The 25198-nt window shown below is 35.2% G+C and carries 26 protein-coding genes and 1 tRNA gene; 13 read left to right on the forward strand and 14 right to left on the reverse strand.

Features of this window, described 5'->3' with window-relative positions; translation table 11 throughout:
* Window positions 1–6: 6 nt before the first annotated feature.
* The 6 genes from QNJ66_RS01725 to leuB all read right to left on the reverse strand — a co-directional run bounded on the left by QNJ66_RS01725 (window position 7) and on the right by leuB (window position 5909).
* The gene (locus tag QNJ66_RS01725) at window positions 7–567 is read right to left on the reverse strand and encodes a DUF4340 domain-containing protein (RefSeq protein WP_300502439.1); all 561 of its coding nucleotides are present in this window, start codon (window positions 565–567) and stop codon (window positions 7–9) included.
* A gap of 24 nt (window positions 568–591) precedes the next feature.
* Window positions 592–2532, reverse strand: a complete 1941-nt coding sequence (locus QNJ66_RS01730) for a Gldg family protein (RefSeq protein WP_300502441.1) — start codon at window positions 2530–2532, stop codon at window positions 592–594.
* A gap of 48 nt (window positions 2533–2580) precedes the next feature.
* Window positions 2581–3366, reverse strand: a complete 786-nt coding sequence (locus QNJ66_RS01735) for an ABC transporter permease (RefSeq protein WP_300502443.1) — start codon at window positions 3364–3366, stop codon at window positions 2581–2583.
* Between the two features lie 60 nt (window positions 3367–3426).
* Window positions 3427–4449, reverse strand: a complete 1023-nt coding sequence (locus tag QNJ66_RS01740; protein ID WP_300502445.1) for an ABC transporter ATP-binding protein — start codon at window positions 4447–4449, stop codon at window positions 3427–3429.
* Between the two features lie 29 nt (window positions 4450–4478).
* Entirely contained in the window at window positions 4479–4736 is a 258-nt protein-coding gene (locus QNJ66_RS01745) for a hypothetical protein (RefSeq protein WP_300502447.1), read from the reverse strand.
* 87 nt (window positions 4737–4823) lie between these two features.
* Entirely contained in the window at window positions 4824–5909 is a 1086-nt protein-coding gene (leuB, locus tag QNJ66_RS01750; RefSeq protein ID WP_300502449.1) for a 3-isopropylmalate dehydrogenase, read from the reverse strand.
* A 177-nt stretch (window positions 5910–6086) separates the two neighbouring features.
* On the opposite strand from leuB, the gene QNJ66_RS01755 reads away from it, so the two are divergent.
* Together QNJ66_RS01755 and QNJ66_RS01760 are read left to right on the forward strand one after the other, a co-directional pair.
* Window positions 6087–6159 (forward strand) — tRNA-Glu (locus QNJ66_RS01755).
* A 120-nt stretch (window positions 6160–6279) separates the two neighbouring features.
* On the forward strand, window positions 6280–7215 hold the full coding sequence (locus tag QNJ66_RS01760) for a lysylphosphatidylglycerol synthase domain-containing protein (protein ID WP_300502451.1): 936 nt from the start codon (window positions 6280–6282) through the stop codon (window positions 7213–7215).
* Between the two features lie 57 nt (window positions 7216–7272).
* Here QNJ66_RS01760 and QNJ66_RS01765 read toward each other — a convergent pair whose 3' ends face one another.
* Window positions 7273–7959, reverse strand: a complete 687-nt coding sequence (locus QNJ66_RS01765; RefSeq protein ID WP_300502453.1) for a hypothetical protein — start codon at window positions 7957–7959, stop codon at window positions 7273–7275.
* 199 nt (window positions 7960–8158) lie between these two features.
* Here QNJ66_RS01765 and QNJ66_RS01770 point away from each other — a divergent pair, with 199 nt between their 5' ends.
* The 5 genes from QNJ66_RS01770 (at window position 8159) to QNJ66_RS01790 (ending at window position 12880) form a co-directional block, all read left to right on the forward strand.
* Window positions 8159–9580 carry a HAMP domain-containing sensor histidine kinase gene (locus QNJ66_RS01770; protein ID WP_300502455.1) on the forward strand — a complete coding sequence of 474 codons (1422 nt, stop codon included), beginning with the start codon at window positions 8159–8161 and terminating at the stop codon, window positions 9578–9580.
* 74 nt (window positions 9581–9654) lie between these two features.
* Complete coding sequence (locus QNJ66_RS01775) at window positions 9655–10833, forward strand: MotA/TolQ/ExbB proton channel family protein (RefSeq protein WP_300502457.1); 1179 nt, start codon at window positions 9655–9657, stop codon at window positions 10831–10833.
* 3 nt (window positions 10834–10836) lie between these two features.
* Window positions 10837–11313, forward strand: coding sequence for a hypothetical protein (locus tag QNJ66_RS01780; RefSeq protein ID WP_300502459.1), 477 nt, complete (start codon window positions 10837–10839; stop codon window positions 11311–11313).
* Complete coding sequence (locus QNJ66_RS01785) at window positions 11303–12004, forward strand: hypothetical protein (protein WP_300502461.1); 702 nt, start codon at window positions 11303–11305, stop codon at window positions 12002–12004. The genes QNJ66_RS01780 and QNJ66_RS01785 overlap by 11 nt, the downstream gene beginning before the upstream one ends.
* 201 nt (window positions 12005–12205) lie before the next feature.
* Window positions 12206–12880: a Coq4 family protein gene (locus QNJ66_RS01790; RefSeq protein WP_300502463.1), complete on the forward strand. Its 675-nt coding sequence runs from the start codon at window positions 12206–12208 to the stop codon at window positions 12878–12880.
* 60 nt (window positions 12881–12940) lie between these two features.
* Here the strand turns inward: QNJ66_RS01790 and QNJ66_RS01795 are convergent, their stop codons facing one another.
* Window positions 12941–13411 (reverse strand): hydrogenase maturation protease, encoded by a 471-nt coding sequence (locus tag QNJ66_RS01795; protein WP_300502465.1) that lies wholly within the window; start codon window positions 13409–13411, stop codon window positions 12941–12943.
* 167 nt (window positions 13412–13578) lie between these two features.
* On the opposite strand from QNJ66_RS01795, the gene QNJ66_RS01800 reads away from it, so the two are divergent.
* Entirely contained in the window at window positions 13579–14388 is an 810-nt protein-coding gene (locus QNJ66_RS01800; RefSeq protein WP_300502467.1) for a sulfotransferase family 2 domain-containing protein, read from the forward strand.
* Between the two features lie 67 nt (window positions 14389–14455).
* On the opposite strand, the gene cobD is transcribed toward QNJ66_RS01800, so the two are convergent.
* Both cobD and QNJ66_RS01810 read right to left on the reverse strand, forming a co-directional pair.
* Window positions 14456–15517: a threonine-phosphate decarboxylase CobD gene (gene cobD / locus QNJ66_RS01805; protein ID WP_300502469.1), complete on the reverse strand. Its 1062-nt coding sequence runs from the start codon at window positions 15515–15517 to the stop codon at window positions 14456–14458.
* Window positions 15518–15530: 13 nt separating this feature from the next.
* Window positions 15531–15812 (reverse strand): HU family DNA-binding protein, encoded by a 282-nt coding sequence (locus tag QNJ66_RS01810; RefSeq protein WP_300502471.1) that lies wholly within the window; start codon window positions 15810–15812, stop codon window positions 15531–15533.
* A gap of 245 nt (window positions 15813–16057) precedes the next feature.
* Here QNJ66_RS01810 and QNJ66_RS01815 point away from each other — a divergent pair, with 245 nt between their 5' ends.
* From QNJ66_RS01815 to QNJ66_RS01825, 3 genes are all read left to right on the forward strand, one after another.
* Window positions 16058–16444, forward strand: coding sequence for a hypothetical protein (locus QNJ66_RS01815; protein ID WP_300502473.1), 387 nt, complete (start codon window positions 16058–16060; stop codon window positions 16442–16444).
* Window positions 16445–16657: 213 nt separating this feature from the next.
* Window positions 16658–16903, forward strand: a complete 246-nt coding sequence (psaC, locus tag QNJ66_RS01820) for a photosystem I iron-sulfur center protein PsaC (RefSeq protein WP_300502475.1) — start codon at window positions 16658–16660, stop codon at window positions 16901–16903.
* A gap of 215 nt (window positions 16904–17118) precedes the next feature.
* Window positions 17119–17349: a hypothetical protein gene (locus QNJ66_RS01825; RefSeq protein WP_300502477.1), complete on the forward strand. Its 231-nt coding sequence runs from the start codon at window positions 17119–17121 to the stop codon at window positions 17347–17349.
* Here the strand turns inward: QNJ66_RS01825 and QNJ66_RS01830 are convergent.
* Window positions 17338–19320, reverse strand: a complete 1983-nt coding sequence (locus tag QNJ66_RS01830; protein ID WP_300502479.1) for an NAD-binding protein — start codon at window positions 19318–19320, stop codon at window positions 17338–17340. The two genes, QNJ66_RS01825 and QNJ66_RS01830, sit on opposite strands and share 12 nt — an antisense overlap.
* Before the next feature lie 21 nt (window positions 19321–19341).
* Window positions 19342–20133 (reverse strand): MlaE family lipid ABC transporter permease subunit, encoded by a 792-nt coding sequence (locus tag QNJ66_RS01835; protein ID WP_300502481.1) that lies wholly within the window; start codon window positions 20131–20133, stop codon window positions 19342–19344.
* Between the two features lie 313 nt (window positions 20134–20446).
* On the opposite strand from QNJ66_RS01835, the gene QNJ66_RS01840 reads away from it, so the two are divergent.
* Window positions 20447–21580, forward strand: coding sequence for a quinone-dependent dihydroorotate dehydrogenase (locus QNJ66_RS01840; protein ID WP_300502483.1), 1134 nt, complete (start codon window positions 20447–20449; stop codon window positions 21578–21580).
* Window positions 21581–21871: 291 nt separating this feature from the next.
* Here QNJ66_RS01840 and QNJ66_RS01845 read toward each other — a convergent pair whose 3' ends face one another.
* On the reverse strand, window positions 21872–22117 hold the full coding sequence (locus QNJ66_RS01845; RefSeq protein ID WP_300502485.1) for a hypothetical protein: 246 nt from the start codon (window positions 22115–22117) through the stop codon (window positions 21872–21874).
* A gap of 373 nt (window positions 22118–22490) precedes the next feature.
* On the opposite strand from QNJ66_RS01845, the gene QNJ66_RS01850 reads away from it, so the two are divergent.
* Window positions 22491–23663, forward strand: coding sequence for a pyridoxal phosphate-dependent aminotransferase (locus QNJ66_RS01850; protein ID WP_300502487.1), 1173 nt, complete (start codon window positions 22491–22493; stop codon window positions 23661–23663).
* 1 nt (window position 23664) lies between these two features.
* Here QNJ66_RS01850 and QNJ66_RS01855 read toward each other — a convergent pair whose 3' ends face one another.
* Window positions 23665–25068 carry an esterase-like activity of phytase family protein gene (locus QNJ66_RS01855; RefSeq protein ID WP_300502489.1) on the reverse strand — a complete coding sequence of 468 codons (1404 nt, stop codon included), beginning with the start codon at window positions 25066–25068 and terminating at the stop codon, window positions 23665–23667.
* Window positions 25069–25198: the final 130 nt, after the last annotated feature.

The following is a 25198-nucleotide window of genomic DNA, read 5'->3' on the forward strand; positions in this document are numbered from 1 at the left end:
GATAAATTAATTTTTTTGAGTCCATTCTTCTGGTTCTCTATCTACTGCGTACTGAAAATTTTTGGGGACTAAGTTAATGGTAATTTCTTGTTGCTGTGAGGTTTGAGGATCAATTTGAGCATACAATAATTCTTCTTGAAAATTTGGTTGACCTAAAATGATTTTATGTTGTTTTTTATTCTCAAGTTCAATGGTAATTGTTCCTAGTGGTTTATCTAAACCATATTCTTTTTTTTGAGCGTTGGGAACTGTTAAAGTTCTCGCAGTTTCACTGTTAACCAAAAGATTGGTTAAAAAAGCAATGACAGCATCATTTGCTACAGTTTCTTGGGGTTTTTTCATTTGCCAAGATTGTTTTTCTTCGCTAGTTCTCTCAAATTTATAGGTTGTATCTTTGGTTTCAATAGTTAATACTTTGATATCTTTTTCATCGAAAGTAAATAGTTGTTTATTTTGGGCGGCAATTTCTTCCTGTTGCGTATTAATTTGTAATTCATAGACATAAACTCCTACTCCTAAAATAGTAGCGATTCCTAATAAGATTAAAGTTGTTTTTTGTAACTTCATAATTGACCTCTCTATTGTTAATTTTTATCTTCTTCGCCACCAGGTTATTCCAGCAGCAATTAAACCTAACAAAGGAAAAACAGCTAATGACAATATAGGCACTATAGTAGCTTGTAAGGGGGATAAATTGAGTCTTCTATCTTTTACTTGTTTAGGACGAATTGATAGAGGTTGTTCGTCTTGATTACTTAACCATTGTACAGTGTTTAGGAAAACATCTCCATTTAATTGTTGATTGAATAAATTATTAGTTGCAAAGGTTGAATTACCAATAATGACTAAACGAGATTCTATTTTATCTTTGTTTGCATCATTATGTTTTTGTTCTGTTTCTTGTTCAGAATTATTATTATTTTTTATTTCATTTTTTTCATCTTTATTGGAATCATTTTGATTATCAGTTGTATTATTGCTTTCACTTTCACTGTCTTTTTTTTCAGAATCATTGTTATTTTCTGTTTCATCTTTATTGGAATCAGTTTGATTATCAGTTGTATCGCTCATCTCATTTTCAGTATCTTCTTGTTCAGCATTATTATTATTTTTTGTTTCATCTTTGTTGGAATCAGTTTCTTTGTTACTATTATTATCTATTTCCTTACTATTGTTGTCTTCTGTTTTATTATTATCTGAATTGTCTTGACTATTATTAGTTTCTTCTGGTTCTATTTTATTATCAACCGTTTCCGAAGAGATACTACGGGTTAATGCAACCCCTAAATCAAACGGTCCAGAAATGTCTTCTTGGGGATCAAAGATAACTTCTTCTGATTCTAAATTACTTTCGGCCCACATTTGTTCACTAGTGACTATTAAGGAGGTTGCTTGCACATTTTCAACCTCAATAGTATCAACCGGACGAGACAAGGGATAGAACGAAATACTATTAGCAAATTCTTCTGTGATAGGATGGTTTCCGTAACTGGTAATAAAAGGAGTAGTCGGACCCAAACCGACAATATTTCCGGCCCCTGAACCGTCTATAACTATACGATTATCTAACTTAATTCCCCAGTCTTTTAGTATGGGTTCTAAACCTGGATCTGTGTTAGGATCAAGCATTAAAAATAAGTTACCTCCTTTGTCTGAATATTCTTTTAATGCTGTTACTTCTTGGTCAAATAGTTGACGTTTTGGACTAGCAATAATAATCACATCTGCATCTTCAGGAATTCCTCCATTTTCTACTATATTTAAGGGTCTGACTTCATATCCTTTACTTTCAAGACTTTGAGTTGCTTCTGATAAACTTCCTTCGGGAGTTGGTTCTAGTGAATATTCTCCATGACCTTGTAACAGATAAATTTTTGGAATATAATCTTGTTGAATTGTTGCGATCGCATTGGTTAATTTTATCTCTGATAAGGATTCCCTTTGGTTAAAAGTAATTAAGGTTTGTACTAATTGTTTTTTGTCTTCGTATTCTAGATAAACGTCTCCTAATGATTGAACATTAAACTGTTGAGTGATTCCTACTTTTATATCGGGATCAATTAGTTCAAATTTAAAGTTATCATTGTATCGTTGATAGTTTTCTAATAAGTCTTCGTCTTGGGGTTTTATCTCCTTGTCAAAAATATAAACTTTAGTGGGTTTATCAAGATTTTTGATAATTTCTTGGGTTTCTAATGATAAGGTATAGAGTTCATTTTCTGTTAAATCAATGCGAGGAGAATAACTAACAGCAATAAAATTAATTAAGGCTAAAATTATTAGTAAAGATAGGGTTGCAATAAAAGCATTAGTTCCTATTTGGGTGGATCTTTTTTGCCAAAAACTTCTCCCTGTTACTAACAGATAGACTAACCAAGTAAATAAAAAAATCCCCCCCATGATCACTAAACTCAGATAAAGAATACTCTGAGTTTGTGTGAGAAAGATAGGAACTAAACCCGAAACTGTTAAAATTAATCCGGGGACAAATAGATATTTGAGAATTATTTTATAGTTATTTATTTTTTGCATTTGTTTATAATACTTTTAAGTCTTTTTATAAAAATTAAGGTAAGCATTTTAAGAACGTTGATATCGGAAAGCTTCAATAGATTGTGCAGTTAAGAAAATCCCTAATAGTATATAGCTTATAAACAAAACTATACTACTAACATCTAACACTCCCCTAACTAAATCTGTATAACGATCAAATAAAGAAAGAGAGGATACAATACTTTTAAAAGGTTCTTGTAAATTAGCTGCGATCGCATCCATAATCCATAAAAATAATATTAAAACAAAGGTCAAAATATAGGCTAAAATTCCGCTATCGGTTAAGGAAGAAATAAACATTCCTAAAGAAAGAATAGCAGTAGCGACTAAAATTAAAGCCCCATGAGATAATAAAATAATATTCAGGTTTACTGGTGGACTCGCATTACTAAAAATGATGATTTCATAAATCCAAAATGGTATCATTAATACGATAAAAAATGCTAAAACTCCTAACAATTTTCCTACAGCAACCACCCAGTTTGTTACAGGAGAAGTCGCTAATAATTCTAGGGTTCCCCGTTTTCTTTCCTCTGAATAAAGTCCCATAGATAAAGCAGGTAACAATACTAATAATAAGGAAATAATTACCGCAAAAAAACTATCGATAAATTGACCAGCAACATCAACAGGAACCGATAATTGACCACTTTGTTCAAAAAAGGAAAGGGTTTGTAATATCTCTTCTAGAATAGCACTAAAAAAGAAGCCCCCAATTAACCAAAACACAGCAGCGATAATGTAAGCAAAAGGAGAAGCAAAATAACTTTGAAATTCTTTGCGAAAAATAGCAGCTAAATTAGTTAGTATCATCTCAATAATAGTTATAAGGTTTATTTAGTTATTGATAATATAATATTTAATAGAATAAATTTACCCTCCGTCTCCCATCTTCTCTGTCTCCCCATCAAATTCCAAGGATGAATTTTTTTCCAAAATAGTTTCCTCATCTTCCGTTGCTGCTTCTTCTGTAATCACATTTAAGAAAACATCTTCTAAAGTAGCACGAGTTCGTTTCATTTCGTATAAGTCCAACCCTTGATTAATAATTAAAGCAGCAATATCTTTACCTATTTCTTGATGGGAATCAGTAGTTAATAATAAAGTATGACGCTTAGTTTCGCTATTGGATTTAATTTCTAATTGACTAATTCCAGCTAGGTCGTTTAACATGGTTTCTAAACTAAAGATATCCCCTTCAATTTCAATTTCATATCCTCCTTTTGCTGTTAAATGGGACATTAAATGATTCGGGGTATCCGTTGCCACAACTTTACCACCATTGATGATCGTGACCCGATCGCAGGTCATGCTCACTTCTGGTAAAATATGAGTAGATAAAAGTAGGGTATGTTCCCCGGCTAAACTCTTAATCAGGTTGCGGACTTCGATTATTTGTTTAGGGTCGAGGCCAACAGTAGGCTCGTCTAGTATAATTACGGGGGGATCGTGAACGATGGCTTGAGCAATACCGACCCGTTGTTTATAACCCTTAGATAGCTTACGGATCAAAACTTTGCGCTTATCTTGCAGTTGACAGCGTTCCATAGACCAGTCTACCCGAGATTGTCTTTGTTTGCTGGCTACTCCTTTAATTCTAGCCACAAACTCCAAAAACCCTCCTACTGTCATATCTGGGTACAGAGGAGGAGTTTCCGGAAGATAACCGATGTTGCGTCTAACTTCTAAAGACTGTTCATGAACATCATATCCTGCAATTTTAGCCGTTCCAGCGGTGGCAGGGATAAAACCGCTAAGGATACGCATAGTGGTTGTTTTTCCTGCGCCATTTGGTCCCAAAAAGCCGAGAATCTCTCCTTTTTCAACGGAAAAATTCACATCTTTTATAGCAGCAGTTGAACCATAAATTTTGCTTAAGTGTTCGACTTCAATCATGTATGTTAAAAAGTTTATATATGATGTTACTAGATTTCAACTTCTAGCTGCTTGGTTGGCACAAAACATTCCCCCGGTAAAAGAACGGGATCATGACGAAAAATTAATTGGCCTCGATGACTTTTTCTATGAATGGCGATACCATGAGGTCGCTTGGCACTTCTCGGATGTAACATACAATAAGTACGATAGATCCGTTGTGCTGCCCGTAACAGGGTCGGGTCTAAAATAATAGTAGAGTCCATCCCTTGCGCTTGTGACTCGTTAATGTGATGTGTATAAGCCATAATAATGATCTCCTCACAAAGTTATCGAGGTTTGCCTTTAATATATTAATGGAAAGAATACACATCAAAGGACGGAAAAATACTAAACTATGATTCCAATATCCTTAACAAAACTTCTCCCATTGCTTTACATCCTACTGCTTTCATGCCATCAGACATAATATCCCCTGTGCGATATCCTTGGGCTAAAGCCTCGAAAACGGCTTTTTCTAACCTAGCAGCTGCCTTGGGTTCGTTCAACCCATAGCGTAGCATCATCGCTGCACTTAGAACCTGGGCTAAGGGGTTGGCTTTGTCTTCTCCTGCAATATCGGGGGCCGAACCGTGAACGGGTTCAAATAAACCAGGTTTTTCTAAACCTAAACTAGCAGAAGGCAACATCCCAATACTACCAGTTAACATGGCTGCTGCGTCGGAGAGAATGTCTCCAAATAAATTCCCTGTAACAATGGTATCAAACTGTTTAGGGGCGCGCACTAACTGCATCGCTGCGTTATCTACATAGAGGTGAGACAGTTCCACATCGGAGTATTTTTCCCCCATTAAGGTAACGCGATCGCGCCATAGTTGAGAAACATCGAGGACATTGGCTTTATCTACAGAACATAGCTTACCACCACGTTTTTGGGCGGTTTCAAAGGCCACTTTAGCGATGCGATCAACTTCTGACTCAGTATAAGCCATAGTGTTGACCCCTCGTTTCTCTTTGGTTTCTGTCTCAAAAATGCCTTTGGGTTTGCCAAAATAAATGCCGCCGGTTAACTCCCTAACTACCATGATATCCACCCCTGCAACGATTTCTGGTTTCAGGGAAGACGCACCGATTAATTGAGGTATAATGGTTGCTGGCCTTAGGTTAGCAAAAAGGTTGAGTCCAGCGCGAATAGCTAATAAACCTGTTTCTGGGCGTTGTTCACGGGGTAGGTTATCCCATTTATAACCGCCGATGGCAGCTAATAACACCGCGTCGCTATCACGACACATTTTCAGGGTTGCTTCTGGCAGTGGTTTGCCTGTTTCGTCAATGGCAACCCCACCGATCAATGCTTCTTGGAATTGAAAATCAATGTCTAACTGCTTACCAACAACTTTGAGGATATCAACGGTAACAGCTAAAATCTCAGGGCCGATGCCATCCCCTGGCAGTAGGGTTATACGATATTTCCTCGTCATAGTTCAGTTCTTCTTTATTTGTTTAGTGAGCGATCGCTAATCTCACGCTGTGGAGGTTACTATCTATCCGTTTAACCTGCAATCCTACTCTACCATGAGTTGGTCAAAAAAAATTTTCTCAAAACGCTTGACACTGACAAAAAATCTTGTTATATTAATAAAGGTCTAGAAAAACAAGCCCCCATCGTCTAGTGGCCTAGGACACCTCCCTTTCACGGAGGCGACAGGGATTCAAATTCCCTTGGGGGTATTCAAAGGAGTAGGTTTTAAAACCTACTCCTTGATTTTTTTTTAATACCATTTTCATCAACTTAGACTACAGATGTTAAGGTTGTAGGGGTTAATGAAGCGGTTTTATGATTATGTCATTATGTCATCAATTAAAGTTTATTTAAAATGGCTAGTTTTAGGAATTACCTTATTTTTTATAATTTCGACCTTTAGAAATCATTGGCAAGCTGTAACAGAGGTAAAGATCGATTTTCCGGGTTTGGGATTGTTATTATTAGCTTTAATTGTAACCTTATTTGCACATATTTGGTCAGCTATTGTTTGGATAAAAATACTAGAACTATTTAAGTATTCTTGTCAGTATAAATGGGGATTAAAGATATATTTAGTTACCAATATTTATAAGTATTTGCCTGGAAATGTTGGTCATTTTTATGGTCGAATTTCTTCTATTTCTAAACAGGGTATTTCTTTATCTGTTGCTAGTTTAACTGTGTTATTAGAACCTTTATTAATGGCTGCTGCTGCTTTATTAATTGCTTTATTAAGTCATAGTATTGGTCTCATTGAAACAACCAAAAATCTTAATATCTTATTCTTACAATGCTTGCTATTAATTATTGTTTTAGTAGGAATTCATCCTATTATTATTAATAGAGTTATTTTTTTTACCAAAAATCTTAAAAAAAAGAAGAAAAATGAAGAGATTAAAACAGTTTATTTCGAGAAATATCCTGGTATTATTTTAGCAGGAGAAATTATTTTTTTATTATTAAGAGGATTGGGATTTATTTTTGCTTTGATGGCATTTATGTCTATTACTTTTCAGCAAATACCAATCATAATTAGTGCCTTTAGTTTTGCTTGGTTACTAGGTTTAGTAATTCCTGGTGCGCCTGGTGGTTTGGGAGTTTTTGAAGCAACAATTATTGCTTTATTGGAAACATCATCTTTACCCATTGAAATCGTTTTAACAACCATTGCTATTTTTAGAATAATTAGTATTTTAGCCGAATTAATGGGGGCAGGATTAGGTTATTTTGGGTTGAATAGTGAGGATAAAATTAGGACATGAAGAGAATTATAAAACCTAGTAAGGTGAGTATTGCCCACCCTACCTAATAAAAGCTAATTATTCCTTGTTAATATAATTAGACATAAAGCCTTGAACTGCTTTAGCAAAAGAACTGTTTGCTTCAATACTTTCATCAGAAGACTCATTAAGTGGAGCAATAGGTTTTTTTGATTCTTTTGTTTCTTCGGTAACTTCGGAAGTTTCAGAAGTTTCTAGAGATTGTTCCGTTTCAGGTTCTTCTATAGCAGAAGTTTCTAGAGATTGTTCCGTTTCAGGTTCTTCTATGGCAGAAGTTTCTAGAGATTGTTCCGTTTCAGGTTCTTCTATAGCAGAAGTTTCTAGAGATTGTTCCGTTTCAGGTTCTTCTATGGCAGAAGTTTCTAGAGATTGTTCCGTTTCAGGTTCTTTTATGGCAGAAGTTTCTAGAGATTGTTCCGTTTCAGGTTCTTTTATGGCAGAAGTTTCTAGAGATTGTTCCGTTTCAGGTTCTTCTATGGCAGAAGTTTCTGGGGGTTGTAAAACTTGGATAAACTGTTTTAACTGTTCTTCTTCTATAACTAATATTTTCCTAAGTTCTTCAACTTTTTGGGCGATTTCTCCTTCCCCAATATAGGCTAACCATTTCTCAAAATCCCCACTTTTTAAATGATATATGATTTCTTGAGGAGACTGATTGCAAACTCCGATTAAATCTGCTACCGTATAGGCGACGTGACCACTGCTAAATCTAAATGGTTCTGGCATGGTTACTTGTGTAATGTATAACAATAATTAATTGAGAAGATAAATCCTCTTATCAAGATACTATCAAAAAGCCTTACCCTTGCGCTATGGCTTTTCAAGTCCAATTATAATAATGCTTTCAGGGAAAACTCAGCTTTTTATCATTTATGGTTTAGTTAATTGTGACAGGATGAGAGTGAACTCACATAGATTGTCCGTCATGTTCCTGATTAAATCCTTCCCTAGTGTGAAACAACTTTCTCATCTAACTTCTCTACGAGTGCGACTAACCGTAGGTATCGCTGCGATGTCTATTTTGGGGTTGAGTGGGGTGGTGACTGGAATCTGTTGGCAAATGCAGAGTATTTTAGTCGTCACTCATAAAAATAATACACGCTACATTGCGGAACGTTTTCCTTCTGATGTAGAAATCTATAGCGATATGGTTTCTTTGGAAGAAGGAACTCAAAAGGCCATTGATAACCTGTCTAACCCCGAAACCTTACTCTGGGTAAAAAGTCCCCAAGGAGAAATATTGGCCCAGTCTGAAGCTTTAAAAATGGGGATGGGAGAAACCAGTTTAGTTTCTTTGACGGATATTCCTCTTCAACCTGATTTACAACGGATTAATAATCGTTATTGGTTATTATGTTCCACAAAATTAGTTGTTAAAGGGGTTACGGTGGGAGAATTTTATATTGCGCAAGACATAACCAAGGATCAAACCATGTTTTTGAGTATCATGAGTAGTTTGCTGCTGGTGGGTTTGATGGTAACTGTTTTGATGACAGCAGCGATCGCTTGGTATATCAAAAATGCTTTACACCCTTTAAAACGCATGAGCAAGAAGACAAAAGATATTTCTCCTGAAACCTTGGGAAAGGTACAAATTGAGTTAGAAAATGCTCCTCGTGAGGTGAAAGAATTAGCTCAAACGCTACAAACTACCCTAACCGATCTTTCCCACGCTTGGGAAGATCAACGTCAGTTAGTTAGCAATGTTTCCCACGAGTTACGCACCCCGTTAACGGTGGTTTCTGGTTATTTACAGAGTACTCTACGTCGGGGCAGTAATTTAACGGATATCCAACGGGAAGCTTTAGAAACGGCTGCTTCTGAGGCTGAGCGTACCATTCAATTATTACAGGATTTATTAGATTTAGCCAGGGCCGAAAATGGACGGATGTATTTTCATCTGGAAACCATCGTCTTGAACGAGTTATTGACTGAAATTGAGGGAATGGTAGATCAATACCAAACTCCTATTAAGTTTTCTCTTCCTGATTCCTTAGTTAAGGTAAAAGGGGATAAAAATCGCCTCAAACAAGTGTTTTTGAATCTAATCGATAATGCTGTTAAGTATTCCCATTCTCCTGAACCCATTTTGCTCAAACTTTCTCAAGAAAAACAAGAGGCCAAGATCCAAGTCTGCGATCGGGGTGTGGGTATTGCTTTGACCCATCAAACTCGCATTTTTGAGCGGTTTTATCGGGTAGATGAAGCGAGAAGTCGTAACGTTGGGGGAACCGGACTGGGTTTATCTATCGTCAAAAGTTTAGTAGAAGGGATGGGAGGAACCATTAGAGTTATTTCGCAACCTAACCAAGGCACAACTTTCACAATTGTTTTCCCTTTATCTTGATCGGGTTTGCTTATTTTATTAACTATGATAACTTTAAGTCATTCTCTATTCCCTATTTTCATATTTAATTTAGGATGACAACAACAACTCAAGAGTCTAACAAATATTTATTATTGTCGGGAGATGCGGAACGTCAGAAATTAGAGGTTAATTTCTGGTTGATATCCTTGATGGGTTTATTACTTTTTGTCGCTATCTATACCCTCACTTTGTTATTTTTAAGACCCACTTTTATCGGAATTTTATTATATGAAAGAGGGTTTACTCAATTTTTAGTTATTTATTTAGCTTGTTTTGTGATTTCTTTGACCATCATGAAACTGATTAAATTACAACAGGAATCTTTGGCTTTGCGTCGTTCTTGGGTTCCCCAAACTGTTACTTTTGATAATCCAAGATCCCGAGATTTATTGAACTTACAAAATAATTTAAGTAAACTAAATCAGCTTTTACCTATTCGTTGTAGTCGTGTTTTAGGAGCTTATGTTCAGTCGGGAAGTCGTAAAGTTGCTTCAGAGTTAGCTTTAGATGATTCTACGTTTTATTTAAGTGCAACGGAGACTTCTTATAGCTTTCCCCGTGTTTTGGTTTGGGCGATTCCCTTATTAGGATTTATTGGTACAGTTATCGGTATTAGTCAAGCAGTAAATGGGTTTTCTAGTTTCCTTGAGCAAGCAGGAGAAATTGAACAAATTAAAGAAGGAATTGGTACTGTTACCAGTGGTTTAGCTGTTGCTTTTGATACTACTTTATTAGCTTTGTTATTGAGTGTTTTGGTGATGATTCCTTTAGTTTTAGTGGAAAGGATGGAATCCCGTTTGCTACTAAGAATCGATATTTATATCAATGATTTTGTCTTACCTCGTCTGAAAGAAAAGGGCGATAATTTAGATTATGATGGTATTAATCAATCGGTTCGTGAGGTATTTAAAGAATATTTACCCAACCCTGAAGCTTTAATTGAACCAGCAGAAATTTATGCTAAAAAAGCAGCAGAAAACTTTTCTCAAAGCTTTATTACAGAAATCGAAAAATTACAACAATTAAGCGGTAATTTAATGGAACAAATTGAGAAAATTAATAACATGAGTCTGGAAGAAAAGAGCAAATTCTTAGAAACATTAGACCAACAAGTAAACGTCAATCGACAACTTTCCCAGTCTATGATCACAGAAATAAAACACATTCAACCCATTCTAGAAAAATTAAGTAAACCCCGTTTAATCACCTTTACTGATTCCGAAGAACTTTAATTTATGCGTCGTCTTTCTTTTGCCAAAAAATCCCTAGAAGTTGAGTTATTTCCCTTTCTTTCGATTTTAGCTTGTACCATTGGTACACTCATTTTATTGATCATTGTTTTAACCACCCAATTATTAAAAGATGAACGAGAAATTACTATTATTGCTAAACAAGAAACCAGTGGAGAAAATCAGGGTAAAATTCCTAAATATATAGAGTGTCGCGAAGATGGAATTTTATTACATCCCAGTCAAGTTTTTGTTCCCAAATCTGATATTAATAACCGACGATCACCTTTAAATAAATTAATTAGTGAGGTAGAAATAAACAAAGACAAACAGTATTTAATTGTTGTGCTTCGTCCCCAAGGAATCGATGTGTTTCAACAAGTTAGAGACATAGTAGAAAAACGGGGGATCGATATTGGATACGAACCCATTGATGAAGATTGGACATTAAAAATAGAAGAATTAAACAACAATGAGAACTAGAAGATATCGTCAACTAAACTCACCTAGTCAAAACCTAGATTCTTTTTTAGATATTTTAACTAATACCGTCGGGGTATTAATGTTTATTAGTTTATTTATTACCGTTGTTGCAGTGGAATCGAGTACCATTGTTACAACTCCTTTGGTTTCTAATACTGAGAAAAAACCTCGCTTTTTTGAAGTTAGAAATAACAAAATATCCTATATTAACGATGAAGAAGTGGATCGTCAAATCGCTCTTTTAACGAAAAATTTACCAGAATGTTCTGTACCTGAAATTCCCCAAAATTTCGATACTTACACGTATCAATTTTATCTTAATCGAATTGAAGAATACGAAAAGTGTCGAGCGCAAACTATGCAAAGTTTTCGACGTTTTCAAGGAGAAACTAAACATTATCAAGTTAAATTTTATGACCTTGATGCGCTCATTTATGAACCCTTAACCCCTGAAACAGGAGAATCTTATAAAACCATTGCTCAAACAGATTCTAACTTTAATCAAACCCTAAAAAACTTTGATCCTAATACAGATTATTTAGCTTTTCTGGTGCGTCCTGATAGTTTTTCTGCGTTTAGAGCAGCGAGAAAACAAGCATGGAAAGCAGGTTATAATGTAGGATGGGAACCTTTAAAACAAGAAACTCCCATTGTTTTTGGTTCTAATGGAAGAAGTGTCGGAGTACAGTAACGTGAGTTAGGAGTTAGGAGTTATAAATTTTTTAACGAGAGAATGAAGGTTTGAGACTTCTGATTTGAGTCAGTTTTCTCGAAATTTCCTTATATCGAACTCAGGTCAATAAGACCCCGTGGTTAACGATCGCTTGAAAAATTAATGTTATATTATAGGATAAGGGTGAAATATAAACTTTAGAAAATAAATCAATTTACCATGTTAAGGATAGAAGATAATCGAGAAAAGTGGGAAGAGTTGGCGTTACAAAGGTTTCTAGAGATGTTAAGAGCAAAAGATGGAGACCTCGAAGTAGTTGGTAAACTATTTGAGGTTCTTTTCGATGTTGATAGTCTCAAAAAAATAGCTACATTTCTTAAAGAAAATCAAGAAGGAAAACAAGCATTTAAGGAATATCATTGCTTAGGTGATGTTGACTTGAATGAACTTCATAAATTACCAGAAAATACGTTAGGTTATTGTTACAGTAATCATCTTAAAGAAAGAGGTTTAACTCCATTAAACCTAGAACAAATACCAATAAATAATGATTCTGAATTTATTCTTTTACACATTCGGGAAACCCACGATATCTGGCACGTTATTACTGGTTTTGATACTGATATTATAGGAGAAATTCAATTAGAAGCATTCTGTGTTAAACAACTGCGTTTTTCTCGTTTTTGGTTATCTTTATTAGCCAAAAATCTCCTCAAAACTACTATTTATCAAATTGAAAATAGTGAGAAGTATTTAAACGCAATTACCGAAGGGTGGATAATGGCCAATAATGCTTCTCCTCTATTTGGTATTCGTTGGGATCAATTTTGGAATATTTCTCTAGAAGATATACGAACTTCTCTTAATATTAAAAGAGTTCAATTAGAAAGCTGATGAACACAAAGTTATTAAAAGAGAGGAGTCTCAATATCCAGAAAAATTTCTTTTATTACCTTACGAATAAAAATTATTAATTTCTTGTTGAATAGAATCAATTACTTTTTCAACAGAATCTTTTAAACTAGGACTAATTTCTAACCCTAATCCTAGATTTTCTGCTTCAATTAAATAGACAGTAACATCATCAGGAAACTCCTCTTTAAATATTTTTCTTCCTGCTGCTAAAGCATTATCCCAGCGAAAGTCATGTAAACTATAACTAGCTTCTGGTAATTCTTCTAATTCCTTTCCTGGTACTTTATAAATAGTTCCTGGTTCTGATTCTGTAGAACAAGCATCAATAATAATTAATTTTGTGCTTCCCCTTGCTTGAAACATCACCTCCATTCCTGCGGTTCCACAATCATAAATGTGTAGATTAGCTAAATTTTTATCTTTAAAAATCTCTTGCAATCTTTGAGCAATAATAACCCCAACTGCATCATCACATCGATTTAGATTACCGCAACCAATAACTGTTAACATATCTGACTATTTTTTCCTTAGATTATTAATCATAATAACTCAAATTGATTATTATATTAAATACTTAAAAACTGAAAATCTTATTTTCTCAAGATGTTACGATATGTTAATTTTACCAATTCTCTGTTAGGAAATTGCAGATTAATGATACAATCAGGGGAAATTCAATGAAGTCACTAATGCTGAAAAACATAAAAAGCAATTTTAAAAACTTAGCAAGACCAGCTTATGAAGCATATATAAAATATTTATCATCTCGCTATTTAATAGCAGGAAAATACAGAAGAATTTACCATTATCATATTAGAAAAACAGGAGGAACAAGTTTAAATTCTTCTTTTTGGGAGTTGGGCGGTTTTGATTTACAGTCAAAAAAACAAGAGAGAAGATTGATAAAAAAAAGTTTAGTCTTTGTTCATAGTGTAAAGCCATTAATAGAAGAAGGTAATTATTTTTTTGCTCATTCTCATCATCCAGCCCATCAAATTAGCTTACCTCCAGATACTTTTACGATTACTATGTTACGTAATCCTATTAAAAGAGTTTTATCATTTTATAAATATTTGACTTGGACAAAAGAAAATATTAACAATCCAAATAAATATTTAGAAGATCCATTCATCGATAGTGTTTTTAAAGAAACCGTCTTCTTAGGGGATAATTTTGATGACTTTCTTGATAAAATTCGCAAACCTTATTTATTGACACATCTATACATGTTTTCTCCTGAATATTCCATAGAGGAAGCTCTCGAAAAAATATTATCTTGTTCTGCTGTATGTTTTACCGAGACTATGAATTCAGATATGCATTCTCTGTCAAAGAAATTGGAGTTACCTTTGATAGAGAAAAGAGAAAGAAGATTAGTGCCAAATTCAGTCCAAATACCTGACAATTTAGATAAACTTAAGTTGCTTCTTGAACCAGAATTAATCTTATTTGAAAAAGTTAAAAAGGAACTCAATAAAAATATCTAAACCTAATTTCAGTTATACTTAAATCTACCCAGATTAGTATACTTTTAAACCCTAAAATACCTATAGATCAACTAAAAAGATATGATAACCCCTCAAGTAACTTATTGTTGTCGGTGACAGTACGAACTGCAATGCGAAAATAGCGATCGCCTAACGTTTCAAAACTCAAACAATCTCTAATCAAAATATGATATTTTTGTAATAATTTTTTTTGTATTTGAGAACTAGAAATGTCGCTTTCAACTAAAGTAAAATTAACAGTATTAGGAATAGGATTTAAACCTTTAATTTCTGATAATCCTGTTAATAAGTGTTCACGGGTTACTGATAACCATTCCCTGGTTTGTTCTGTAAATACTTCGTCATTTATAGCAGCGATCGCAGCTTGAACAGCTAAACTATTAACCGGCCAAGGATCGCGCCAAGATTGCCATTTTTGAAGTCGATCAGGATGGGCGATCGCATAACCTAAACGCAGACCCGGAAGACTATAAAACTTAGTGAGTGATCGTACAATAATTAAATTAGGATAATCAGCAATAAAAGGGATTAAACTTGCTTGTTGCTCAGGCTCAACAAAATCCATAAAAGCTTCATCTACCACCACCAATTTAAACCGTTCTAATAAAGGTAATAAACTCTCTGTAGTGAATAACTTACCCGTCGGATTATGGGGATTATTGATAATAATCCCAGCATCCCTTTCCTGAAGATTATAGAGACAGTTAAGAGCATCAGAACTTTGCCAAGGAAAAGAGACGGGCAGAATATTCGCCCCAAAAGCTTGTAAACCTCGCCAATAATCCCTAAATCCAGGAATCATGACATAAGTATATTTTTCCTGGGCTAACTGACGGCCAGCCCAAGTTAATAATTCTGCTGCCCCATTACCTGGCAGAATCCACTCAGAGGGCAGTTTATGCCATTCTGAGAGTGCTTGCCTTAGTTCTGTGTATTCAGGATCAGGATAGTGCTGAACACTGCTTAAAGCCGATTTAATGGCGGTTAAAACAGATTGAGGGGGACCCAGAGGATTGATACTAGCAGAAAAATCTAAAATAGAAGAAAATGGACAGCCTATTTGCTCTGCTGCCCAGGCTAAATTACCACCATGAACGGGTTGTTTCATCTGCTGATTATGACTAATCTTTGGGTGCAACCGCTTCTTTAAATTTCTTGCCGGCTGAGAAAGCAGGAACCTTCGTGGCCGGAATGTGCATTTTTTCGTTGGTTTTGGGGTTACGGCCTTCACGGGCTTTGCGATCGCGTGATTCAAAAGAACCAAAGCCCACCAGAGTCACCTTATCATCTCCGGCCACTGCCTCCATAATGGTTTCAATAGTGGCACTAATAACCATATCTGCTTGTTTTTTGGTAACTTCAGCCTTATCAGCTACTGCGTCAATTAATTCACTTTTATTCATCGAATAATCTCCTTAACATTGAGTTTTGCGTCCTATGTGGTTTTGGCCAGTCCTAATTTTAAAAGGATGGATGATCAGTTATATTAATAAACGTAAATCGCCCAAATCCCCATAGGCTAAATGTTTCACTGCATTATTTTAAGACGAATTGTCACCTATAGATCGTCTAAAATAGTAATTTATATAGATTTTTTAGATAAAATAGAAATATAAGTCGCTAGACAAAGCAACCTGAGAGAGGGATTGTGAATAATTATTCTCCAAAACTACTATGGCTTAATAGATCGGGATTAGGGTGTTTCCTGAATTTGCTACTATTGGGCATTTTATTGGTCTCCCTGGGCTTGGGATGGGTGGTTAATGGATTTTTAATTTTATTAGGGGTAATTGCGGTTACGCCCATAATTGGGTTATGGATCTTACGGTGGTGGGTTCAGCGCAACTTAATCGAGGATCAATGTCCTGTGTGTAGCTATGAGTTTACGGGGTTTAAAGGGGTTAATTCTTCCTGTCCCAACTGTGGTGAAACCCTAGAAGTTAAAGACGGCAAATTTCAAAGGATTACACCCCCAGGAATCGTTGACGTTGAGGTGGTGGATGTCTCGGTCAAACAATTGGATGATCCTGATTGATTGATAATTTGTTACATATTTTAAAGTTGTATAACAATTTGTAGGAAGAGGCTCTACTACTAAGGTAAACTAACCCTTGACCCTAACTACATTTTACAATAGACACATAAGATCCTCTTAAGTGTTTGTTCAGTTGGGGAGTCTCGACTTTGAATTAAGTTTAAGTTGAGGTGTTTGACCAAGGAGAACACTCGGTTAAGGAGCCGAAAATCAATGTCACATAAAGTTAAAATTTACGATACCTGTATTGGTTGTACTCAATGCGTTCGCGCTTGTCCCCTAGATGTTTTAGAAATGGTTCCCTGGGATGGTTGTAAAGCAGGTCAAATCGCTGCTTCTCCTCGTACAGAGGACTGTATTGGTTGTAAGCGATGCGAAACCGCTTGTCCTACCGACTTCTTAAGCGTCCGTGTTTATCTTGGGGCAGAAACAACCCGCAGTATGGGACTCGCTTACTAGAAAATCTGCCATTAAACTTTTCATTTGCAACATTTTCCCCACCTAATTATCTTGGATTTAGGTGGGGCTTTTCGTCAATACTACTCGGTTAATCAAATTAATCTATTAATCTCCCCATCTCCCCACACCCCCCACACCCCCCACACTCCCCACACTCCCCTATCTCCCCGTCTCCCCACACTCCCAGTATACCCTTTTAAATTTACCAATAAATTATGTCCAATTATGTTAAACATCAAAGATTAAGTCCATCAGAACAAGAAAAAATGTCGGCTTTATCTGAAGCGTTAAGTAGTGTTTTAAGTTATGGAGATGAAGGGTTATTAATTGCTATTCAAATTTTGCACAATGAACAAGGTCAAATGAGATTATCTGCTTATGATTTACTCTGGGAAAAGTTAGATAATGAGGGTAAAAAGAAACTAATTACACTGCTAAATGGTTAATAATTCTGTTTTAATTAATATCTGACTGAGCTCTCGAATTAAATATTGAGCTTGATGTTGATAAAATGGCATCGGTAATGTTTGAGGACAAGACTTCATTAGCTTTCTTGCTAACCTTAAATCACAACCAGAAATACGGGCAATAGCATTGGCACCTTCAAAAGCTGCGTCTTGATTGGGAACAGAATAAATTCTTACTCCCCAACAACGAGATGTTAGTAAAATATTGCCTTGTTCTATTCTTTGTAAACTATCAACTGTGGCTAAAACAATTATGCGATCGCCGACTTTTAATCTGATTTCAGGAGATGGCATGAGGTTAACTTCTTGCCCCATTTTTTGATACAAAATCACCACGACATCATAACCATAAGCAACTTCTGCGATCAGTAGGCCATTAAGAGTGTCATGATCTTCTATTTGATATTCTGTAACTAAAACTGTCTTATTTTGTTGTCGAAATAGATTTAAAATATTTTCTCCAAAAGCTGCACCGGCGAAAGCTTCAGCAGCAACAGCATAGGAACTAATAACTTGAGTATTTTTGAGTAAATTGGTTAATCTTTCACTTAATCCTTTCCGATAAGCACCAATAACTAAACGACTATTAGGATTAATTAACCTTGCCATCAAAGCGATTTCTAGGTTTAACATTTCATTATCTGTGGTGACAATAATGCTTTTAGCTGTGCTTAAATTAGCTTGGACTAAAGACTCTTTTAGGTTACCAATAATTAGGGGAATATCAGGTAAACGGGTGCGATCAAAGTCAGAATTAAAACTTATGCCCACTTGGCTTTGTTTCACTTCTTTTAAGTAGTTAGCTACCCGTTGACCAACTTTTCCTAAACCAACAATAACTAAATGTTCTTTTTGCGGAATCCCTGGACGAGTACGAACTAATTGAAATTTTGCTGATAGTAATGTTTCGGTTAGTGCAGCATATAAAACACCCACAAAGGCAGTACCAATAACCGTTAAACTCAAGGCAAAAAATTGTAACCAAGGGGGAATAGAACTAATAGGATCAAATTGACCAAAGAGATCAGCATAACCCCCTAATAATAAAATTGCCGTCGCATAAAACGCATAGAGAAATGTTGTTTCAGGATAATAAAATTGAAATAAAAATGTTCCAATAATCAACAAAATCATGATCAGGAAAGTACAAACTAATACCACTGTACGCACTTGACGTAATAAGGTAAAAGTTCCCAGTTGAGATAGTTCTAATTTTAAGCGATTGAGAAATTTTTTTAGCTTTTGGTTCCAGGAAATATTGCGTTTTTTTGATTTTTTTAAAGCTGTAAAAGATTTTAAAGAAAATTCATCAACTAATTCGATATATATTAAGGTATCTCCTGGGTTGAGTTGAGATTGATTTTGCCATTGATAAAAACCTTTAAATTCATAACTATCATCATAAATATGATTTAAAATACGACGCTTTTTGTTATTTAGTTGCTCAAGTTTGAGTCCATATAACCAAGAATCATTAGGTTTCAGTTGATGCTTAATAACTTGAAAGCGATGATTATTTAAAGTAAAAAAGCCAATAGTTTCGTCTCCTAAACCAGCTAAAGCAAACGCAGAAGCAGTTAGTTGGTTGGGATCATCAGCAAAGAAGTTTCCTAATTGTTTATTTAATAATTCATTTAAGTTTTCTTGACCAGAACGAACCACTAAACGAATCTTAGAATTAATTTCCCTAACCGTTAATGCGGTTTGAGCATTTACTTCTTCATCGCTAGTAACAATTAAAACAGAACGACATTGTTGTAATTTGGCTTTTTCAAGAATCTCGATCTGACGACAATCACCAATAATTAATTCTTCCAACAATTGTGGTAATTCAGGAAAATCCCAACTTGTGGGTATAATTTGTTCAATAGCAATCACTTTGACCCCAAATTTTTTCAAGGCCACAACACAGTGTTGTCCTAAACTACCTAAACCACAAACGAGAAACATTAGAGACTTTTTGCTAACTGATTAAAAAGAGGCTGATCCTGTTCCTTGGAACATAACCCAAGATAAGAAAAAGTTGACCACAAAAACAGCTAATAAAGCTGTTACAACCGCCGTTGTTGTTGACTGTCCAACTCCTTTTGCACCTCCAGTAGTGGTGAGTCCCCAACTACAACCAATGACGGCAATTAACCCACCAAAAGCAACAGATTTAAGCACAGAAGTAACTAGATCCCACAATTCTAAAAAGTTACGAATGGAGGTTAGGAAAACATAGGGAGAAATATCATACAATCCATTGGCAATCAATAAACCTCCTCCAATTCCTGTTATTAAAGAAAGGATATTTAAAACCGGTAACATTAAACAACAAGCTAACACACGAGGTACCACTAAATAGTCAACCGGATCAGTTTTGAGCATATATAAAGCATCTATTTGTTCAGTAACCCGCATGGTACCAATCTCCGCAGCAAAGGCAGATCCCACTCTTCCTGCTACCACAACCGCCGTTAACACCGGTGCTAGTTCTCTGGTTAAAGCTAAGGCTAACACTCCTCCAACGGTTGATGCTGCCCCAAAACTGATAAATTCCCTAGCCACTTGAATGGTGAACACCATCCCCACAAAACCGGCTGTTATCAAAGCGATGGTCAATGATTCCGGGCCGACAACACTCATTTGATCTAAGGTATTTCGTCGATGAATCTTCGTTTTGAGCAGATGAAAGAAAACTTGACCCCCTAATAAAATGGCTGCTATTAATCTCTCAAACCAAATACCGAGTCCTCTTCTTGAATGGGTTGGATTTGTCATTACTTTTTATGCTTGATGGATTTTTTTAGTTTAAGATTTTCCAGTTTTTTTGACCACCAAAAAGGGAGGGCGCAAGCTCTCCTTTTTCTCTTGTTACCTTAACCTATTTCTACCATAAGCTCTAAGGGTTAACTAATAGTTTAGGATACCCATTCCAAAAAGTCTGGCTAAACATTCGGTGTAGGGGTCAAAGCTCGTTGACCCCTACAAGATAAACCTGTGTGTTTATTAATGTACAATTAATAATTTTTCCTAGCAGATAGGGTTATGCTAATTGTGGGTTTCCTATCCTGAACAAGATATAAGATTGATAATGTTTAACTTTGCTCAACCTTTCTATCCTTTTGTCCTAGCCTTAGCTCGAAATAACCCAGAAAATGCCCATAAACAATTACTGAAAACTCTTCACAGTCTGGATGAAAATCGTGAGAAAATTTGGGGCAAATGGATATTATCTAATTTTGAGGATTCTTTTTGCTTTGAAGATGATCGTCTCCAACAAAAGTTATGGGGGTTAACCTTTAAAAACCCTGTGGGTTTGGCAGCCGGATGTGATAAAGATGGTTTGGGGGCTGGTATCTGGGATCATTTTGGGTTTGGATTCGCTGAAATTGGGGCTGTAACCCTTCATGCTCAACCTGGGAATCCAAAACCTCGTTTATTCCGCTTACCCCAGGATAAAGGGGCTTTAAATCGTTTGGGGGCTAATAATCAGGGGGCTGAAACAATTACCCAAACTTTAGCCCAAACTTGGCAAAGGCAACCCCGTCAAATTCCCATGGGAATTAATCTATGTAAGTCGAAAATTACTCCATTAGATCAGGCAGCGACGGACTATGTGGGCAGTTTTCGTCATCTTGTGGATTATGCAGACTATTTTGTGGTCAATGTTAGTTCTCCCAATACTCCTGGACTACGATCGCTACAAGCAGGGGAGCAACTTAATGTTATTTTACACGAATTACAAGGGGTTAATCAACAGAAAAAACCCCTATTTGTCAAAATTTCTCCTGACTTAAATTGGGACGCAATTAAGCTCATTATTGACTTGGCTAAAACTTATGAGTTAGCAGGAATTATTGCGACTAATACGACTATTAAAAGAGAGGGTTTGAAAACAAAAATATTGGCGAAAACTGGTAATCCTATCGAAGAAGAAGCGGGTGGAATTAGCGGCAAACCGGTTCGTAAACGCTCTACAGAGGTGATTAGATTTATTTATGAAGAAACGCAAAGAAGTTTACCAATTATTGGCGTAGGAGGCATTTTTACGGCAGAAGATGCTTGGGAAAAGATTACGGCAGGGGCAAGTTTATTACAATTATATACTGGTTGGATTTATGGAGGACCTTGGTGTATTCCTAATATTGCTCAGGGTTTAATTAAACAGTTAGACAAATACAAATTATCCCATATTTCTCAAGCGGTGGGAATGGATATAAACTGAGTGTTAAAGAGGTCAATAAGAAAGTTGAGAAAACATGAACAATGGACAATTACCTCTTTCTGAAAGGAAAAAGAATTGAAACAAACCAAAAAGTTTTATTGTCTTTTCTCTTTAATCAAGATAGGGTTTCAAGCACATTAATTATCAATTATCCATTGATAAATCATTAAGCAGCTAAGTAGCCGAGCATAAGTAAACAGAACTATATTAACTTATGTAAACATAGCTTGAGCATTACTCCTGCCTCCTGCCTCTTCTCAACTTTAACGTTTATTTTTGTCCAGGTACTTATTAATGTGCTTTCTCGGTTTCAGGATGATTTCTTAGATCATGTTCTTTATAAGCTTTTGCTGAAGCTTTAATCCAAATTGTGGCCGCAACGGAAAAGGGAACAACCATCACCATGAATCCTGTAATTAAAGGATGTTCACGACCAAAAGGGTTATTCATTAAAAAGGCAATAATTAAGCCTCCATAAAGTAATCCTAGAAAGGGTAATCCAATTACTAATAGAGCAAATTGTGTGTCTTTATCCATTCTTCAATTCCTCAGTCTTGAGCAAATTTTTCCATGATCTACATACTAAATCAATTCTAGCTTACTTCAAGATTTTAGTAGAATTGATTTAATAAAGTATTTCTTAATTCTGTAAAATTTTCAATTAGTTGTGAGAGGGTTTCTAAGTCTAATTCCTCTAAAGCTTAGCTAATTTCTTTAGCATAATTTAATAATTCACGAACTTGATAGCTTTGAAAATATAATAAACAGAGATTAACTATAGCAAAAATAAAAATAATAATCACAATTTGCTTAAGCTGTTTGACAATTTCCATTATAATTAAGCTATGATAGCTATTGAACGATTAACTATTAATATTGATAAAACTATTGCCACTATTTGCAAAGATCAATGACCAATTTCACCTCACGTATGGATCGGGTACAATCTCCTATAATTCCTATAGTGGGACAACTAATAAAAGATAATCCCGGAACCATTTCTTTAGGACAAGGAGTCGTTTATTATTCACCACCTCCAGAAGTTATTGAAGGAATTAGTCAATTTTTAAATCAACCTAATAATAACCAGTATAAATCAGTTCAAGGAATTAATTCTTTAATTGAACAAATTATTAGAAAACTACAAGAAGATAATCACACCAATATTAATTCAACTCGTTCTATCATGGTAACAGCAGGAGCAAATATGGCTTTTATGAACGCCATTCTTGCTATTACTCATGCTGGAGATGAAATTATCCTCAATACTCCTTATTATTTCAATCATGAAATGGCCATAACTATGGCCAATTGTCATCCTATTTTAGTCAATACTGATGATAATTATCAACTCTCGTTAGATAATATTAAAGCAGCAATCACACCTAAAACTCGCGCTATTGTTACTATTTCTCCCAATAATCCTACGGGGGTTGTTTATTCTGAGTCAAGTATAAAAGAAGTTAATCAACTTTGTCGAGAAAAGGGTATTTATCATATTTCTGATGAAGCTTATGAATATTTTATTTATGATGGTATTAAACATTTTTCTCCTGCTTCGATTATAGATAGTGATGACTATACTATTTCTTTATATAGTTTATCAAAAGCTTATGGTTTTGCTAGTTGGAGAATTGGTTATATGGTCGTTCCTAATCATTTATTACAACCAGTTAAAAAAATTCAAGATACGATTTTAATTTGTCCTCCTGTTATCGCTCAATATGCAGCTTTAAATGCTTTAAAAGTGGGAAAAAAATACTGTGAAAACCATCTTCAAGAAATCAATCAAGTTCGTAAGATTTTTATTCAGTATATCCAAGAAATAAATGATATTTGTACTTTAGTACCCAGCGAGGGTGGTTTTTACTTTTTCTTGAGAATTCATACTGAAATGAATGATTTTGAATTAGTTAAAAAATTAATCGAAAACTATAAAATTGCTGTGCTTCCTGGGTCAACTTTTGGGATGAAAAAAGGTTGCTATTTACGCATTGCTTACGGTGCGCTACAACAAGAAACAGCAACCAAAGGAATTGAAAGGTTAGTCCAGGGATTAAAACATCTAATTAATACCGTCTAACCTAACGTAAATAACGACGAGAGATTGAGCCAATTCCTAGTAACAAAAGACCTCCTAATAAAGCATGATTAGAAGGTTCAGGAACAGGAGTAATTACCCCAACCACCACAGGAATAGGATTAGGATTAAAATCTTGACGACCATCCCCAGGAATTGAGTCATCCGATAACCCAAAATCATTATCATTAATAACAACAAAACTAGGGTATTTTCCTCCAGGAATTAAAGCTAAACCTTCCGGTTTATCCCCAGCTACATAACCCAAATCAGGTAAATTAAATAACAATTTTTTATCAACAGGAGTAATTCCGGCGGTAACTAATTCTGCTGCGGTATGTTCTTCTAAAGTTTTACCTGGAATTAAATTAAAAACATCCGTTTCTAAATTAGTTGCATCAGATAAATCAATTTCAAACACCAATTTATTCGCCTCTAAACCAAATTCACCATCTCTTTGAATAACCCCAAACTTATTACCTCCTAACCAAACAGCATCGCCAATTCTATCTACATTTGTGTCAAATAAATCATTCTCTAATAAATAGACAAATTCACCACTGACTAAAGGGTTCATAGGATCAGTAATATTCAGTTCCAGGATACGCAAAATGTCACTACTTCGTGAAGTGGTGTCTCCTGTATCATCAGGGTTATCAATAGGACTTTGAATAAAGGCATATAATGTATTAGCATCCTGATTTAATGCTACTGCTTCAAAACCTCTATTTACTCTTCTTTGAGCATAAACTGAAGGAATAATTTCTCTCCCAAAGGTTCCTGGAGTTTGACCTCCTGCTGCTGCTGTTCCCATAGGAATGAAACGATCTATTAAAGTTCCTCCTTGATCAAAATGATATATTGCCGGTCGATATTCATCAACCATCCAAAAACTATTATCACGCTCATCAATAACAATTCCTTCTAAGTCGGCCCCGAAAGGATCATTAGGAATAAGATTACCTGATAAATCTGTAGCAACCTGATCAGTATAAGCTGTTCCTTGCGCTCCTGCTTGTAAATTAGGGCGGACAGATAAAGGGGTTGTTCCATCAGATTGAACTAAATTAATTCGATCTATAATAGTGATATTATTGTTGGTTGGATCTAACTCAAATCGTAAAATTTCTGGCTGTAAAGCAGGAAGTGGTAAAGGAAGAGGACCGCGATCGGGATGGGTAACAAATCTTAAATTATTGCCATTAAATCCTTCAAAATATAACCCAGAAAATCCTCCTAAGATAATATCTTGTAGATTACCATCTTGATTAGGAACTTGTCCTAAACTGGGTCGATTATCAAAGTCAGAATTTGTTGATTGATAATTTTGTGCGCTGGCAACTTGAGTGATATTTGTTGCAAGAAAAACACCAAAAAATAGTTTCAGTAAATCTGATTTTACTTTCATTATTATCTCCAAAATGAATGGATAGTTAGGGTTTGAATTGGTTAGTGCAAACGCAAACTATCCTAACTTAGATATTTTTTCAACGCAGAAAATTTATGGTTTATTTTAATATTTTTGAGCTTAATTTTAA

Origin of the sequence: Crocosphaera sp., assembly GCF_030064895.1 — a bacterium.
Taxonomy (GTDB): Bacteria; Cyanobacteriota; Cyanobacteriia; order Cyanobacteriales; family Microcystaceae; genus Crocosphaera.